12 protein-coding genes are annotated in these 17,030 nt (G+C 41.5%); 2 read left to right on the forward strand and 10 right to left on the reverse strand.

Going from position 1 to position 17,030, the window contains the following annotated elements:
- Positions 1–176: 176 nt before the first annotated feature.
- From JMY00_RS05855 to JMY00_RS05875, 5 genes are all read right to left on the reverse strand, one after another.
- Positions 177–1,889, reverse strand: a complete 1,713-nt coding sequence (locus JMY00_RS05855; RefSeq protein WP_201579459.1) for a GGDEF domain-containing phosphodiesterase — start codon at positions 1,887–1,889, stop codon at positions 177–179.
- A gap of 147 nt (positions 1,890–2,036) precedes the next feature.
- Complete coding sequence (locus JMY00_RS05860; protein WP_201579460.1) at positions 2,037–2,912, reverse strand: 16S rRNA (uracil(1498)-N(3))-methyltransferase; 876 nt, start codon at positions 2,910–2,912, stop codon at positions 2,037–2,039.
- A gap of 300 nt (positions 2,913–3,212) precedes the next feature.
- Positions 3,213–4,061: a methylenetetrahydrofolate reductase [NAD(P)H] gene (gene metF, locus JMY00_RS05865; protein WP_101204983.1), complete on the reverse strand. Its 849-nt coding sequence runs from the start codon at positions 4,059–4,061 to the stop codon at positions 3,213–3,215.
- A gap of 13 nt (positions 4,062–4,074) precedes the next feature.
- Positions 4,075–5,499, reverse strand: coding sequence for an adenosylhomocysteinase (ahcY, locus tag JMY00_RS05870; RefSeq protein ID WP_201579489.1), 1,425 nt, complete (start codon positions 5,497–5,499; stop codon positions 4,075–4,077).
- A 318-nt stretch (positions 5,500–5,817) separates the two neighbouring features.
- Positions 5,818–7,752 carry a TonB-dependent receptor gene (locus JMY00_RS05875; protein ID WP_201579461.1) on the reverse strand — a complete coding sequence of 645 codons (1,935 nt, stop codon included), beginning with the start codon at positions 7,750–7,752 and terminating at the stop codon, positions 5,818–5,820.
- A gap of 403 nt (positions 7,753–8,155) precedes the next feature.
- Between JMY00_RS05875 and JMY00_RS05880 the strand changes: the two genes are divergently transcribed.
- Positions 8,156–10,144 carry a mechanosensitive ion channel family protein gene (locus JMY00_RS05880; protein ID WP_201579462.1) on the forward strand — a complete coding sequence of 663 codons (1,989 nt, stop codon included), beginning with the start codon at positions 8,156–8,158 and terminating at the stop codon, positions 10,142–10,144.
- A 61-nt stretch (positions 10,145–10,205) separates the two neighbouring features.
- On the opposite strand, the gene JMY00_RS05885 is transcribed toward JMY00_RS05880, so the two are convergent.
- The 5 genes from JMY00_RS05885 to JMY00_RS05905 all read right to left on the reverse strand — a co-directional run bounded on the left by JMY00_RS05885 (position 10,206) and on the right by JMY00_RS05905 (position 14,772).
- Positions 10,206–10,838, reverse strand: coding sequence for a DNA-3-methyladenine glycosylase 2 family protein (locus JMY00_RS05885; RefSeq protein ID WP_201579463.1), 633 nt, complete (start codon positions 10,836–10,838; stop codon positions 10,206–10,208).
- Positions 10,839–11,044: 206 nt separating this feature from the next.
- On the reverse strand, positions 11,045–11,776 hold the full coding sequence (locus tag JMY00_RS05890; RefSeq protein WP_102093003.1) for a Smr/MutS family protein: 732 nt from the start codon (positions 11,774–11,776) through the stop codon (positions 11,045–11,047).
- 107 nt (positions 11,777–11,883) lie between these two features.
- Positions 11,884–12,759 carry an indole-3-glycerol phosphate synthase TrpC gene (trpC, locus tag JMY00_RS05895; RefSeq protein ID WP_201579464.1) on the reverse strand — a complete coding sequence of 292 codons (876 nt, stop codon included), beginning with the start codon at positions 12,757–12,759 and terminating at the stop codon, positions 11,884–11,886.
- 170 nt (positions 12,760–12,929) lie between these two features.
- Positions 12,930–14,051 (reverse strand): anthranilate phosphoribosyltransferase, encoded by a 1,122-nt coding sequence (trpD, locus tag JMY00_RS05900; RefSeq protein WP_201579465.1) that lies wholly within the window; start codon positions 14,049–14,051, stop codon positions 12,930–12,932.
- Positions 14,052–14,148: 97 nt separating this feature from the next.
- On the reverse strand, positions 14,149–14,772 hold the full coding sequence (locus tag JMY00_RS05905; RefSeq protein WP_201579466.1) for an aminodeoxychorismate/anthranilate synthase component II: 624 nt from the start codon (positions 14,770–14,772) through the stop codon (positions 14,149–14,151).
- 828 nt (positions 14,773–15,600) lie between these two features.
- On the opposite strand from JMY00_RS05905, the gene glnA reads away from it, so the two are divergent.
- A complete protein-coding gene (glnA, locus tag JMY00_RS05910) occupies positions 15,601–17,010 on the forward strand; it encodes a type I glutamate--ammonia ligase (RefSeq protein WP_057760355.1) in 1,410 nt (469 codons plus the stop codon).
- The last annotated feature ends 20 nt before the right edge of the window (positions 17,011–17,030 follow it).

Raw genomic sequence — 17,030 nt, forward strand, 5'->3', positions numbered from 1 at the left:
AAATAGCGTTCGCCATAAAGACAAACGCATCGGTATAAATGACAACACTATTTGGTAGAACCGAGCATGTAAGTTATTTCACAGATATAAACGTGATAAACATTAAACATGCTCGTATGCTAGGAGTCTGAACATAGTAGTTTATGATTAATAAGTTATAGCGAATAGCTTAGCGTTTACTCAGAAGCATTTTGTTGAATCAGCATCGCCGTGGCGACATCAGCAGCCACGGGTTTGCTAAACCAATAGCCCTGACCAATTTTGCACCCCATATCTAACAACACATCGCGCTGCTGCTCAGTTTCGATACCTTCAGCAACGACCTGCATGTCTAAAGCGACTGCTAAGTCCAAAATGGCTTTTACAATCGCGTGCTGGGTACGATCGGTTTCAATATTAGAGATAAAGCTCTTATCGATTTTGATAAAATCAAATGGGTACTCTTGCAAGTAGCTCAATGATGCATAACCAGTACCGAAATCATCGAGCGCTAGACGTACGCCAAGCTCTCTAAGCGAGTTAAGCTGTTTTTTTACATTATCATGGCGCTGAATCAAAGACGACTCGGTCACTTCAATGTGCAATTGATGGGCAGCAACGTCATTCTCGGTCAGTAGTGTGCTTACCATATCAAAGAAGTCAGGGTGGCTGAACTCAGCAGCATCAGCGTTGATACAGACGTGTTGATGAAACCCTTGCTGTTGCCAAATGGCTAGTTGTTTGACAATTTTAATGGCCAGTTGCGAAAACAAATCAAAGGAGAGCTTGTGCGCGATAATGGCATTGATAAAATGAACGGGCTTGAGCAATCCGCGAGTAGGGTGTTGCCAACGTACCAATGCTTCAAAACCTGTGATAGCACCAGTCTCTAATGAGAACTTTGGCTGATAATAAGGAACGAATTGACCTTCAATGGTAGCAGTCCTAAGCTCAGACTCTAACTCTAAGCTACCAGCGGTGGCGCTTTCAATGGCCTCATCGTACCAACGTATATCATCGCCTCCATGCTGCTTGACATAGTCCAATGCTTTTTCTGCTTTGGTCAATAAACCCGTTACTTCGTTATCGTCTTTTGGAAAACAGCTCACACCCACAGAAATATGGTAATAGATATTTGCATCTGTCGCATGGCTCTTGTCAGTAGAGAAGGGACGCTCACACATTTGCATGAGTGTGTCTAGCTGATGACGTACCATATTGGCATCTTTAACTTCAAACAATAGCGCAAAATCATCACCCCCAAAGTGAGAAAAAGAGCGTAAATTATGCAGTTTGAGCTTTTCGACTCCTTTTACAAAGTTTTTTATTAAGTCATTGGCACCATCAGGCCCTAGTAGGCTGGCAAGATTGCGATAACGGTCAATGTTTAAGCGTACAAGGACAACCTCTTGGTAACTATCCAATAGCATGTCACTTGTCTGACTTAAAAATACCTTGCGGTTAGGGAGACCTGTGAGCTGATCATAGTTGAGTAAATGGGCGACCTGTTTTTGATCTTTAATAACTGAAGACATATCACGCAGCATACCAATATGATAAGCCATTTGATCTATATAAATTCTGCGATAAGTAATATGACAGTCAATATTCTGTCCATAACGGTTGGCCATCGAAAAATCAAGTTCATAAAAACCATGTTCGTTTAAGTTTTTCTTGATATCTTTTAGAATTACTTGCTCTGCTTCTGATAAAAATTCAGCAGCATATATACCAAGTGGACGACCGATTAAAAACTCTTCTTTGTAGCCAATCAAAAGCTCATAGCTAGGATTGACAGATAAATAACGTAGATTTTCGTCTAGTATAAATATGGCATCTTCAATTCTCTCACACAGTTCGGTCATTAACCGTTGCTTAATCGATGCTGGGATAGTGTCAAAATCGCTCATAATAATGGCTCACAAAATAATGGCTTATAAAAATAAATATGGTGATTCAACTTCTCAACATTGAGCTAAGATCACTTTTAAGTCTACAAAATATAAAACAAAAGTTCTACTTTTAAATTTATTAATGATAATGACTATTATTATTGGTTATCGTTTCCAGCTATACAAGGCGGATATAGTAGACAAAGCAACCACTGGTGCGGTCTCAGTGCGTAACACTCTTGTACCAATTTGCCACGGTATAAAGCCAACATTATTTGCTTGTTTACACTCATCACTACTTAAACCTCCTTCAGGTCCAATCAGTAGTTTAATATAAGGAGTTTGTTTTTTAAGCACATCAGGTAGAGCACTAGGCATGGCAGGTTGTCCTGCTGCTGGTACGCTCATTTGCATACATAAATCTGCAAGACCGTCTAATATCTGGTAATAAGGATCTTGACTAAGCACAGAAACGACAGGGCTGACAGTCATCTCATTATGAGTAGAGTCAGTGTTGGTATTGCTTAGCCATTGGGTAATGGATTGTGGTGCAAAAATGAGAGGCGGACGATTAAGTCCGCACTGTTCGCAAGCTGCGATCGCCACTTGTTGCCAATGCAACAGTTTCTTCTCAATTTGTGCAGGTTTTAATGTAACTTCTCCGTGGTGGCTACTGAGTAACTGAATAGCAGTCACGCCAAGTTCGGTCGCCTTTTGTATCGCATAGTCCATACGTTCGCCTCGGCTCATTACTAAGCCGATTTGAGTGATAGTAGGTGCCGTACGATCATCGTCTATATGAGCAAGTAAAGTAGCAGTGGCGTTTTTTTTACTAATAGCCTGTAGTTGTACTGTATATTCGCCGCCAAATCCATCGAACAAAATCCCTTGATCACCAATATTGGCTCGTAGTACACGGCACCAGTGATGAACAATACTATCGGGTAATTCGACATTGCTACCTATCGGTAACTCACCCAATTTAGGTAGTGCTGAGGCATCAGCGTTGTCGTTGCTAACGGCATAAAAAAAACGTCGCACGTGGTCTTATTCCTATTATTTGATTGAGTATAGTTATTATTAGATCTATAGAATATCACTTGAGACAATTAATGACATTTGTTTTATGAGAATTTTTCTTAATAAAGATAATTATTTTTAAAGCAGCATTATTACACAGTGAAGAAATTTTTAAAAATCAAATAAGATAAAGTGTATGAATAAAACGGTAAAGGGCTATTGGTCAAAATTTTGACAATAAAAAACTGGCGCTCCTAAAAGCGCCAGTCATTAATAATGTCTTCAGGAATGATTAAAGGATATTCTAGAATGCTTACAAGTTTAAGCAGTCAATCCCAATGCTTCTACCAAGCGTTTGTTTGGCTCAACTTTGTTCATGCTATAAAAATGCATGGCAGGTACGCCCTCGGCAATCAAGCGTTCACACAAGCGATAAACCACATCAAAGCCAAACTCACGAATAGCCTTACGGTCATCACCAAAATCTGTCAACTGCTTACGTACATAGCGCGGAATATCAGCGCCACAGCTATCAGCAAAACGCAAGAGATTGCTCGAATTGGTAATTGGCATGATACCAGCGACCAAAGGCTGAGCTACTGTATCAATACCGCGTTTCTCTAACTTATCACGCAAGTACAGATAGCTGTCAGCGTTGTAGAAAAACTGGGTAATCGACGCATTGGCACCAGCTTGGTATTTATTTACCAGATTATCGATATCAAACTCAAAGCTACGCGCTTGTGGGTGCATTTCAGGGTAGGAGGCCACTTCAATATGGAAGTGGTCACCTGAATGCTCACGAATGTACTTTACCAAATCTACCGCAAATGGTAGTTCACCCATGCCCACCTGACCTGATGGCAAGTCGCCGCGTAGCGCTACTAAGCGTCTAATACCTAAAGTCTTATAATACTCAAGCAATTCAGCGATTTCACTTTTGTCATCACCAATACAGGACATGTGCGGTGCGATTTCAGTGGTACCACGCGCACTGAGTGCCTGTACGATATCTAAGGTGCGGCTACGGGTTGAACCGCCCGCACCGTAAGTTACCGAAAAATAAGCTGGTGACAACTTATTAAGCTCATCATAAGTGCTGAGAAGCTTTTCGTGACCTTGCTCGGTCTTTGCAGGAAAGAACTCAAAGGAGAAAGCAGGCTTACTCACAGTCAGGCTCCTTTTAGTATTTATAAGCGTCAGGCTTGAATGGACCTTCAACTGGCACACCCAAATACTCAGCTTGCTTTTGGGTCAGCTTGGTTAGCGTACCGTTAAAGCCTGCAACCATCGCAGCGGCCACTTCTTCGTCTAACTTCTTAGGCAATACTTTTACGTATAGGTTGTCAGTACGTTGGTCAGCTGGCAAGTCAGCGAATTTTTCTTCGAACAGATACATTTGAGCCAATACTTGGTTGGCAAATGAGCCGTCCATCACGCGTGATGGATGACCAGTTGCGTTACCTAGGTTTACTAGGCGACCTTCAGCAAGCAAGATTAGATAATCGTTTTCATCGTCTGAGCGGAAGATTTGATGCACTTGTGGCTTGATCTCAACCCAGCGCCAGTTATCACGCATAAATTGGGTATCGATTTCGGTGTCAAAGTGACCGATGTTACATACCACAGCACCAGGCTTAAGAGCGGCTAGCATATGTCTATCACAAACATGGTAATTACCAGTAGTCGTGACGATCATGTCAGTGTCTTCAAGCAAGCGCTTATTGATATTCTCTGCGCCGCCAGTGTTATCGCCATTGATGTAAGGTGACAATACTTCAAAGCCGTCCATACATGCCTGCATCGCACAGATAGGGTCAACTTCTGAAACACGTACGATCATGCCTTCTTGGCGTAAGCTTTGCGTAGAGCCTTTGCCCACATCGCCATAACCGATAACCAAAGCGCGGCGACCAGCAAGGAACATATCGGTAGCGCGTTTAATAGCATCATTTAAGCTATGACGGCAGCCGTATTTGTTGTCGTTTTTCGATTTGGTAACCGCGTCGTTGACGTTAATGGCAGGTACTTTTAGCGTGCCTTTATTCAACATCTCAACCAAGCGATGAACGCCAGTAGTGGTTTCTTCTGAGATACCATGGATGTTATCAAGCAGCTCTGCATAATCGCTGTGAATTAAAGCAGTCAAATCACCGCCATCATCCAAGATTAAGTTAGCATCCCAAAGTTGGCCTGATGCTTCGCCGCCAACATGTACTTGCTGACGTAAGCACCATTCATACTCTTCTTCTGTTTCGCCTTTCCAAGCATAAACAGAGATACCAGCAGCAGCAATTGCAGCAGCAGCATGGTCTTGAGTTGAGAAGATGTTACATGAGGTCCAGCGTACTTCAGCACCTAGCGCGACTAATGTCTCGATCAGTACTGCAGTTTGGATGGTCATGTGGATACAGCCAGCGATTTTAGCGCCTTTAAGCGGCTGATCGGCTTCGTAGCGACGACGCAGACCCATAAGGGCAGGCATTTCAGCTTCGGCAAGGGTGATTTCACGGCGGCCGTAATCAGCAAGGCTAATGTCAGCGACTTTATAGTCAGTAAAAGTGGGATCGATTGTGTGGACAGATGGGATATTAGACACTGCGTCCATCATATGCTCCTATTAGTAATAGATTTATGATAAAAATAAAACGCAGGTGCCGTTATTTGCGCTATCAACTGTAGAAAAATTGAAAGTACCGAGCCTAACATAAAGAGCCATCAGCCTAGTTTTAAAAGTTAAAAACAGCGATGGTTTTTATGGTGCAACACCTCTCGGAGGTCGTTATTGTAATATATGCGACGAAGATTGTCACCTGTTGGCTGATATAAATAGTACGCGCTTGTGGCATTAACTAGCATAAAAAAAGGCCATCGAATGATAACCTTAATTATTTATAACTTAATTTTCAATTGGCGCTAAATAATTTTAGTACCAGTTGTAGGTTAGTGAGGTGAAATAACTAGTGCCGTTAGTTGCATATCTTGAACTAAAGTTATTTGTGAGCGTGTAGTTATCTGCAAGTATATAATCTTCATCAGTGATATTGTCTACACGTAGGTTAGCACGAAGATTAGGAGTAATGTATATATTTGTACTTAAGTTGACTAATGTATAGTCATCTAGTTTAATGCTATTGGCACCATCAGAGAATCTGTCGCTAGTATGCTTGGTTTCAAGGCGTATATCAAAAGTAGGCTGTTGGTATCCTACGTAAACTAAACCAGTATTTTTAGGACGATAGGTAAGCTCATTATTATAGTTAGAACCGTTAGGTGTTTTGTCTTTTGCATCTAAGTAGTCATAACCCAGACCGAATAAAAATGAATTGAATTTCCAGTCTGAAGTTAAGCTTAGACCTTTAATTTTTGCCTCGCCAATATTTGTACCACCTGCAATTAAATTCTCCGCATCAGTATGATAGCCAGTAAGACGTGAAAGCTGATTATTATTGGCATATTCAATGAATACTTCAGTGTTTTTAGTGGATTCAGGCTTCAAACTTAGGTTTGCATATCCAGGATAATACAAGTCGTTGAAAGTAGGTACTCGAAAGCCAGTTGCATAGTTGGCACCGATGCGCATACCCGCTAATGGTCGAAATGCTGCGCCTACGTTATAAGTACTTTCTTTACCGTATTGTGAGTTATCGTCTACACGATAGTTAGTTTGCACATCATAATAGGTATCAGCCAGCTGATAGCCGACAAATGCACTTTTTATAGTGCGACTATCCACCTCATATTTAGTGGTTGAATCTATTTTTTGGTCTAAATGTTCAAGTCCTAAGATAGCTTGACCACCACCTGCTTTAATTTGACTTTCTAAACGAGTATGGTTTTGAGTAGTGTCAAAAACAGTGCTTTTTTTCAAGTCTTGAACGTTGTCATAAGTTCTGAGTTCATCAATGCTATGACCATAGCTTAATTTTGTAGTAGCAAGATCGTTTACGTGTTCAATAAAAGCGGTTGCTGATCCGTTTTTTTGATCGCTATAAGAATCAGAATTTACAGCACCAGTAAAGTCAGGAAAGGCGTCAAATTCAGAGGTAGATTCGTTGTAAAATGCATTTAGACCTGCTTTTACATTGGGTGCAATTTTCTGTGTCATAGCAGCGCTTACGGATGTTATTTTAAAGCCGTCATCGTCAGCATTAAAATTCTTACCTGCATTTACAGCATTGAAACCATCAGTATCAGTATGACTAACACCTAAGCTTAGCGTAGTGTCTTGATAAGCATATTGACCGTTAGTACCCACAGTATAGAGGTTGTTAGAGCCGACACCAGCAGTGACTGATAAATTGCTTTTCTGTACGTTTGTGCCTTTGGTAAAGACTTGAATAACGCCACCCATCGCATCTGCGCCATAAAGACTTGCGCCTGAGGCACCATATAATATTTCTATACGATCAATCTGATCAGCAGACAATAAGTTTAATGCAGGCGTACCTAAAGAGATTGAGCCATAACGAACACCATCGATAAGTACCAAGACTTGCTTACTATCATAACCGCGCATGTAAAAATTACTGGTCGTGCCTAGGCCACCGCTTTGAGTAACATTAATACCCGTTTGACTTTTTAAGACATCAAGTACGGTTTGACCTTGATAGCGTCGTAGCTCCTCGCTATCAACAACGCGAGTTTGAGCAATCACATTGCTGGTCTTAGTCGGTGTACGTGTCGCGGTTACCACAATTTTATCAAGCTCGACCTGTGGCAGCTTATTATTATCAGTGACAGTATCTAGGTCAGAGCTGACAGGTGTGACAGCCATTGCTGTATTTATAGAAAGTAAGCCCAGTACGCTTAAAATACTACAACGTAGATAAGTAGATGAAGAAGAGCGTGATAATAACATAATGATTTCCAGAGTTACGAAAGCAAAGATTGAGAAAGAAGTGTTACAAAAAGTAGTGGACAGCTTATACAGCACTTATTATCTATAAAAACGGTTACTTTATAAACCGTTTTAACCTAATGTTTCCTCATGGTAAGCTGAATGTTATTCAGGTTAGCTTGCTAAATAGTCTATTAAAAATTAATTTACCTAAATATTTTATGAGCATCTTCTTAGTTTTATAAGAGAAAGCTGTCTTAATAAATACTTATTATTAGAAATGCACATAGAGTAAAAAATCAAATACCAATACAGTTAGCTACAAAATTGCGTAATCAAAAGTACTGCTGTTATAAATAATTGTTACTATAGTATGGACATCACCTGTCATTTATCATGCCATTTTTAAACTAAGAGGTTTGTTTTGTCTATCAAGCATAATCTGACTCCCAGTCCTTTGCCTAATTTATTCTCTGCTATTACTAAAATGCCAATTATAGTCGCAATGTTATTATTGACTATGCTGTTGAGCATTGCCTTGCCAAATAATGCTTATGCTGTCGAGGCTGGTGCGCTTGGAGTGGGTAATGACAGTAGTGGAGAGACAGTAAGTACGCCATTGCCTGATTCGTTTGGCCGAGATACGCCGCGTCATACGGTACAAGGGTTTATCAGTGCGCTGGGTGAAAATGATTATTTGCTGGCAAGTAATTATCTCAACTTATCAAAGTCCGATAACCCAACGACCGTTGTGCGACAGTTTAAACAGGCACTGGATGCAGGTGGGCGTTTTCAGCCGGATCTACAGATTAGTAACTCACCTGAGGGTAATCTAACTGACCAGCTGCCACCTAGCCAAGAAAATGTCGGTGTGATTAATATCGGAGAGCGAAGTGTTCCGTTACTACTCGAAAGGGTGGTCTCAAAACAGAATGAGCAATATTGGCAGTTCTCTAGCGATACGCTGACCTCAGTACCAGAAGTGATAGAAAATACTGAGCCGACCTTGGTCTCGCGCTATACGGTTGATTCTTTAGATGGTAAAAAGCTTTTCGGCTATCAACTAGCTGATTTGGTCGCCGCGCTCACCATGATTGTGACTAGCTTTGTACTTACTTATGTCGCGGTATGGTTGCTATACCACTTATTAAGGATTGTTTATCCGTATTTGCGTGGTACGCCATTGCCGTTACCTAACAAAGTAATATTGCCACTCTCTGTGGTCATTATGGCATTGATACTATCCGAAGTTATGGTTTATGCAGGCGTATCGGTGACACTACGTGAGCCAGTCAATCGCTTTACGGATATAGCCTCTTGGTTGGCGCTGACTTGGCTACTATTGCGAGTGATCGATGCGATATTTACTCGAGCGGTAAATCTAAGCTACAAGAAAAACTATACTGAGCGTGTCTCAATTTTGGGACTGCTGCGCAAGGTTGTCAAAGCGCTATTACTGATATTTGCAGTGATTGTTATTTTTGGCAATTTGGGTTTTGATTTGACCACTGGTATTGCGGCACTGGGTGTGGGTGGTTTGGCGTTAGCTCTTGGTGCGCAAAAGACGATCGAAAACCTAGTTGGTAGTGTTGTAGTGGTGGCAGATTCACCTGTGCGTATCGGTGACTACTGTAAATTCGGTACTTATGAAGGCACAGTTATTGATATTGGTATTCGCTCATCGCGCGTACGGACCTTGTCGCGGACGATTGTTACGGTACCAAACGGTGATTTTTCATCGATGCAGATCGAAAACTTTACCTCTCGCGATATGTTTCGTTTTTTCCATTACTTATATATTAAGCGTACCGCTGATCTTGATGTAATCTTTAAAATGGTCAATGACTTAGATGAATTTATAAAAGAGCATGATTTGACCAATCAAGAATGGAATCAGGTCAATATTTTGGAGCTGCGCCAAGATTGCTATGTTATTCAGTTGCAAGCTTATGTGAATGCTATTGGTATCATTGAGTTCTATGACAAACAAAACGCTTTGTTTGTCGATATATTAAAGAAAGTCGCGAAATATAAAGTAGAACATGCATTGCCGACTCAGCAGTTGATTGTTAATCAAACGGAGCTTGAACATCATGTGAGAAGTAGCACTGATGAATCAGCAGAAGGAAATGAATCAGATAACAGTAGTAACTCTGCTAATAATGAAGTGTCTGATAACAAGGAAGTAAACACAAGCGTATACAGGAAAGATTACAACGACGATGGCGTTGATATTCGTAAAGATAGTGACAAGGCTAAAAATGATGTTGCAAGTCACCACAAATTCTCTATGGCGACCGTCAGCAGAAGTGGTGCGCTTAAGGCACTAAAGCATAAAAGTCATATGCTAAGAAAAAGTAAGTTTAAGCACACTAAAAACAAATCTGGCTTTTCTATATGGAATCAGCCTTAAAGGAGACTTTTTGCTCACGAATGGTAGTGAATAACACTGGCTATGTTTTTTGCTCAATTAGTTATAAAGGTACTGCGGTTTTATCACGTAATAAACCGTAGTACGACCAAAGCAGTAGACTGGCAGCACTACGATAAGGTGACCAATGCTGAGTTAAGTCTTTTAGCTGCTTGGGTGTTGGGCGCTCTGCTAAGCCTAACAACTCCATGGCTGCAACTTTAATGGCCAAATCATCGACTGCAAGTATGTCTGCACGTTTTAGCGAAAATAATAAATACATCTCAGCTGTCCAACGTCCAATCCCTGTCACGGCTGTCAAGGTTGTTATGACTTCTTCATTTGGCAAAGTTTCTAATGCTGCAAAGTCTATATCATGATCCACTAAGGAGCGTACATAACGAGTTTTTTGCTTAGACAATCCTTGCGTCTTCAAACTATCGTCTGTCGCTTCACGTATCGCTTGCGGGGTAATCAATTCTGCATCAACCAACCGTTTCCAAATGCTGGCAGCGGCGGCAACTGATAACTGCTGACCGACCATCGCTCTCATCAATTGCTCAAACCCACCTGCGCTATGCCTAAGGTTAGGGGTACCAACCTGCTTATGGACAGGAGCAAACCTTGGTTCAATGGCAATCAGCGCAGCAATCTGCTGTTCTAGTTCGTTAATGTTTTCAATAGTCTGTATATTCATAGTGATTTCGCTTTGCTAATTAGAAGGTGCTCAAGTCAATATATTAATAAAAGGTGAGAAGCTCACATTAAATGGAATGTACATGAAAGAGAGTATTCATTAAAGGAAACATCGTTATAGTCTACGTCTAAACCATGGATGATTGATAAAAAAGGACTGCAAATAAGCAGTCCTTTTTATATAGTACCGTATCACTAACAATAGACCTATTCGCCATCTGCTTTAGGTTTTTTAAGTAGTACTAGTACCGCACCGTTACCACCATCTTTTGGTGGCGCAGAGCAAAAAGCTAATACTTCTGGCAATTGACGTAACCAGCCATTGATACAAGTTTTTAGAATCGCTTCGCTACCTTTACCATGGACGATTTTTACCATAGTTTCGTTTTTCTGCTTGGCTTGGCTCAATAGTTGAGTCATCGCTTCGCGAGCTTCTTCTATTGTACAGCCATGGATATCTACCGCATCATACCAACGCAGCTTGCCTTTTTTGAGCTGATCAAAGATTTTATTTTGCAGTGTTGGTTGCTTATAAGACAAATAAGCTTCAGCAGCAACAGGGTTCAGTAGTGCTTGCATATCTGACAAGCCTGCGCCTAAATCACTGGCCTCACTACCTTGAGCCGCAGCACGTTTTGATAGTGTCGCTGCATCAGGTTTGCCTGCTCTAGTTGCGCTGGCAGGTGAGCGAACATTTTTGTCTTCTAGCTGATTGACACCATGCATGGCTTGCATAAATAGAACTTTATCGTCATCGATATGTTCACTATCTAGCTGCTTGACTGTCTTTTTTACTTGCTTTTGAGTCGGTAGCGATACCGGCTCAGTTGGCTTTTGATTCTCACCTTCAGGTGAATTGGTATCACGGCCCTTGCTCAGCTGGCCTTTAAGTTCTTTGAGCTGGTCTTGCATTTCTTTTGAAAACAGAGAGTTTGACATAAAAGTTAACGTATCGTTGATTGATGAATGGTTGATTGAACTATGTATATAGCGCAGACATTGTTCAAGCTATTAGTATATATTTAAGCATAAATTATTGAGTTACTTTACCCGTCTGCTGCGACGCCCGCAAGCAAGGATTGTAACGCTTGTCCAGGATGATCAGTTTTCATAAATTGCTCACCGATTAAAAAGTGCTGAATATCATTGCTTAGCATAAGGCGAATATCATCACTGCTATGAATACCACTCTCGGTTACGATAAGTGGTGTTTGTTCAGCGCTATTAGCATCAGCAGCGAGTGCGTCGTTTAAAATATTCTTAAGATCAAGCGTGGTTTGCAGGTCAACATCGAAGGTATTTAAATCACGGTTATTGATACCGTAGATATTGTGTACTGAACGTGGCAACTGTAGCGCACGCTCAAGCTCAGATTTGGTATGCACTTCTATCAATACGTCCATACCAAGCTCAATACTGAGCGCATGTAGCTCTCGTACTTGGGCATCATCTAGGCAAGCCATAATGAGTAGGATGCAGTCAGCGCCCATTAGGTAAGATTGATAGATTTGATAGACATCAATCATAAAGTCTTTACGTAATATCGGTAAGCTTGAGGTATTAGCTGCTTGAATAAGATAGATGTCATCGCCCTGAAAGTAATCACGATCGGTCAATACAGACAGACAACTAGCGCCCGCTTGCTCATACTGCTGCGCAAATAGAGCAGGGGTAAAGTTATGATTGATAATGCCTTTAGACGGTGAGGCTTTTTTAATCTCAGCAATAATACCGATACCATTTTCTTTAGTGCCAGCAGCACGTAATGCCGCGGCAAAACCTCGACGCGGTTTATCATCAGCTGCGACCTGTGCTTTCAAGTCCTCTAGAGACAATGCTTCGCGAGCGGCTTTTACTTCTTCTACTTTGGTGGCGACAATGCGCTGTAGCACTGACGGTATGTCTGAATGGGTTGTGGTCATACTGGTATCCGAATATCGTTAAATGTAAATATAGTCAGAGAACTATTAGTAACTACTAAATGGCTACGGCGTTATCCTCCTTAGATGTACGATTTGTACAATCTATGGTTGGCTGCCTTGTATCCGTTTTAGATTTCTTTGACTATAGACAGTAGATGAGTGCTTATAAGTTAACCTTGAGCGACTAGCTGTTGGGTATAGTTGGCTAAAGACTCAAGTTTTAGTAAAGCATCGCCATTTTGAATTATTTTTTGTGCTCGGCTAACACCGTTAGGGTAGTTGCTGGCAAGCCCTGCGGTGTATATCGCGGCACCTGCATTTAGCGCAATCATGTCACGTGCTTTAAGTACAGCACGGTCATGGGTGTCGGCTCCAGATAGCGCAGTACGAATCAACTCAAGGCTTTGTGCTGGAGAGTCGACATCGAGGCCAATAAGAGTTTGGGACTCGATACCCGCATCTTCTGGCATCATGTCATAAACAGATATCTCACCATCTTTTAGCTCAGCGACTGTGGTCGAAGTCGCAAGACTGATTTCATCAAGACCATCTTTTGCGCCTACTACCATGACATGACGTGCGCCTAAGTTTTTCATCACTTTGGCAATTGGCTCACATAACTGTGCGGTAAATACACCGATGACTAAGTTTGGTGTGCCAGCAGGGTTGGTCAATGGGCCCAAAATATTAAAGATGGTACGCGCTTTTAACTCACGGCGTACAGGGTTGGCGTAACGCATGGCGCTGTGATGATTGGGTGCGAATAAAAACCCGATACCTTGGTTTTCGATACAGTCTTTTGCCTGATCTGGAGTTAATGCAAGACTGATACCTGCTTGCTCAAGTAAGTCTGAGCTACCCGATTTGGTCGAGACGCCGCGATTGCCGTGCTTAGCAACTTGTGCACCAGCTGCCGCAACAACCAATGCCGATGCAGTTGAGACATTGAACAAGTTAGCACCATCGCCGCCAGTACCAACGATATCTACCAAGTAATCGCAGTTCTTTGGTTCAATGTTGGCGGCTAGTGCACGCATGGCGCTGGCTGATGCAGTAATCTCGTCAATGGATTCGCCTTTCATGCGTAGGCCTGTCAAGATAGCGCCCATCATAGCGTCGCTACATCTACCTTGCATGATAATCAGCATCACTTGATACATCTCGTCAAAGGTTAAATCGATGTGTTGAAATATTCTACCCAAAGCTGTGGTTAGCAATTGATGTGTTTGTTCATCAGACAATTTTGCAATACTCTCTGGCGTGTGCGTTTCTTCTATTTTTTTCGTACTCATTATGGTCTCGCTTACTATTATTTTTTATATGAATCTGTGTGAAATGTGGCATAGGCTTATGAAAGCAGTATTTTTGCCAAGGTGCTTTTAGTCAAATCTAGCCAACTTGTGGTAGCTCATCGGATGTTAGAGTAGACAAGCCATGAGTCTGTAAAAAGTTATTGAGCAATTGATAACCTGCTTCGCTCAATATCGACTCAGGATGGAACTGGACACCTTCTACAGCCAGCTCCTTATGGCGAATACCCATGATTTCCTCAATACTACCATCAGCATTCTGTGTCCATGCGGTAAGTTCAAAGCAGTCTGGTAGGCTTGTCTTGTCAATGACGAGTGAATGATAGCGCGTAACCTGTGACGGGTTAGGTAATCTGGCAAACACACCTTGCTCGTTGTGATAGATAGCTGATAAGCGGCCATGCATGACTTCGCCAGCTTTGACCACTTGACCGCCAAAGGCTTGACCGATAGCTTGATGACCCAAGCAAATACCCAGTATAGGAATAATTCCTTTAAATGTCTCAATGGCTTGCAGCGAAATACCCGCACGGTCAGGATCGCATGGACCTGGGCCAATCACAATAACATTAGGTGCGAGGGTTTTAATCTGCTCAATGCTGACCTGATCATTACGCCAGACAGTGATGTCCTGCTTTAGCTCACCGAAGTACTGTACGATATTGTACGTAAAGCTATCGTAATTATCGATCATCAAAATCATTAAGGCTTCAACTTATCAGTTTTATTATATTTTTAACATGAAATTTGTTCTCACTGTTATCGAGTCACTTGATTGCCGAACACAAGCAGCTCTGACTATAACAGAGGAGGTTATTGCGCGCGGTTATCTTACCACTATTTTGTTTTCTATCAAATGTAGGGTACGGGCTATCTAAGTAAGCACCAAGTAAAAACATATTTTTTATTATTTTTTTGACGCATAAAATAATGTAGTCAGAGACAATGTTATAAATTCAGCTATTAACATTGCACTATAAAATAGCATTTCAATAATAAATATATTTGTATTTGCACCAATTAAGTGCCTTTGGTTCTCAACTGGTGCTCTAATTAAGTGCTATTCTAAAAATTAATTTGATGGGAATTAATGAATATATAACGATATTCATCGTATAAATCACTGTAAATATTGATAATTAAATCTATCTATAACTATATCTGTTATCAGAGTGGCAATACATTGGCATAGCCTTTGCATTATTGCTGTTATGATTATTTTTAAAGCCAAAAAACTGGTCTAAAAATAATTATTAACAAGAGCCCGAAGAGTTCAGCATTATGAGTTGTATATTGCTAGAATGTCGTTAGGATTGAATTGGCGTATGTTAGACCATGTGCACAAATATTGGTCTGATTAAGTAAACGCTTTAGATGAGCATCTTGACTAATACGCAAAATAGTGCTGATAATAAGCATAATATCGAATGCGCTGTTTTAGTATTGAGAGCACATCTGACATTCTTGGACAAGAACATCATATTAATAATTTTAAATCGCAATTACGTGATCAACACAACGGAGACTATTCATGTCGAATAAACTATTAGATCTTATCCAATCCTCTAATGCTAAATGGGTTGATTTTCGCTTTACTGATACACGCGGCAAAGAGCAGCACATCAGCTTCCCAGCGCATACCGTTGATGAAGATGTCATGGAAGACGGCAAAATGTTTGATGGCTCATCAATCGCTGGTTGGAAAGGTATCGAAGCGTCAGATATGATCTTGCGTCCTGATCCAGAAACTGCTTTTGTTGACCCGTTCTTTGACGCGGTGACTGTGGTAGTGACTTGCGATATCATCGAGCCATCAACGCTACAAGGTTATGACCGTGACCCACGTTCTATCGCACGTCGCGCTGAAGAGTATTTAAAGTCTACTGGTATCGGTGATACTGCTTATTTCGGTCCAGAGCCTGAATTCTTTGTATTTGACGATGTTAAATGGTCAGTCGATATGTCTGGCGTTAGTCATAAGATCACGGCTGAAGAAGCAGCATGGTCGACTAACGAGACTTACGAGTGGGGCAACATGGCGCATCGCCCACGTGTGAAAGGCGGCTATTTCCCAGTACCACCGATCGATAGCTCACATGACATGCGTGCTGTTATGTGTGAACGCATAGAAGAAATCGTTGGTGAAGGTTCGGTTGAAGTTCATCACCATGAAGTGGCTTCTTGCCAGTCTGAAATCGGTGTTGCATTCAACACGATGGTACGTAAAGCGGATGAAGTTCAGCAATTGAAATATGTTGTTCATAACGTTGCGCATCAGTTTGGCAAAACAGCGACCTTTATGCCTAAGCCAATCGTTGGTGATAACGGTTCAGGTATGCACGTACATATGTCAATCTCAAAAGACGGTGTAAACACATTCTCTGGTGATGAGTATGCTGGTCTGTCTGAAACAGCATTGTACTTCATTGGCGGTATTATCAAGCATGCTCGTGCGTTGAACGCGATTACTAACCCATCAACGAACAGCTATAAGCGCCTAGTACCACATTATGAAGCGCCTATCAAACTTGCTTATTCAGCATCTAACCGTTCAGCATCTATCCGTATTCCACACGTAAGCAGTCCGAAAGCGGTACGTGTAGAAGCACGTTTCCCTGATCCAACGGCTAACCCATACCTAGCGTTTGCTGCATTGTTGATGGCCGGCCTTGACGGTATCCAAAACAAAATGCATCCAGGCGAAGCTGCGGACAAAAACTTGTATGACTTGCCACCAGAAGAAGAAGCACAAATCCCAACGGTTGCAGAGAGCTTAGACGTTGCACTACAAGCATTGCGTGACGATCATGACTTCTTATTAAAAGGTGATGTCTTCACTGAAGACATGCTAGAAGCGTTTATTGCTTTGAAAGAAGAAGAAGTACAACGTTTGAACGTAACTGTACACCCTGTCGAATTTGACATGTACTACAGCTGCTAATTAGTCGCTAAAACACTCAT

Origin of the sequence: Psychrobacter sp. Pi2-52 (genome assembly GCF_904846705.1) — a bacterium.
In the GTDB taxonomy this organism is placed as follows: domain Bacteria; phylum Pseudomonadota; class Gammaproteobacteria; order Pseudomonadales; family Moraxellaceae; genus Psychrobacter.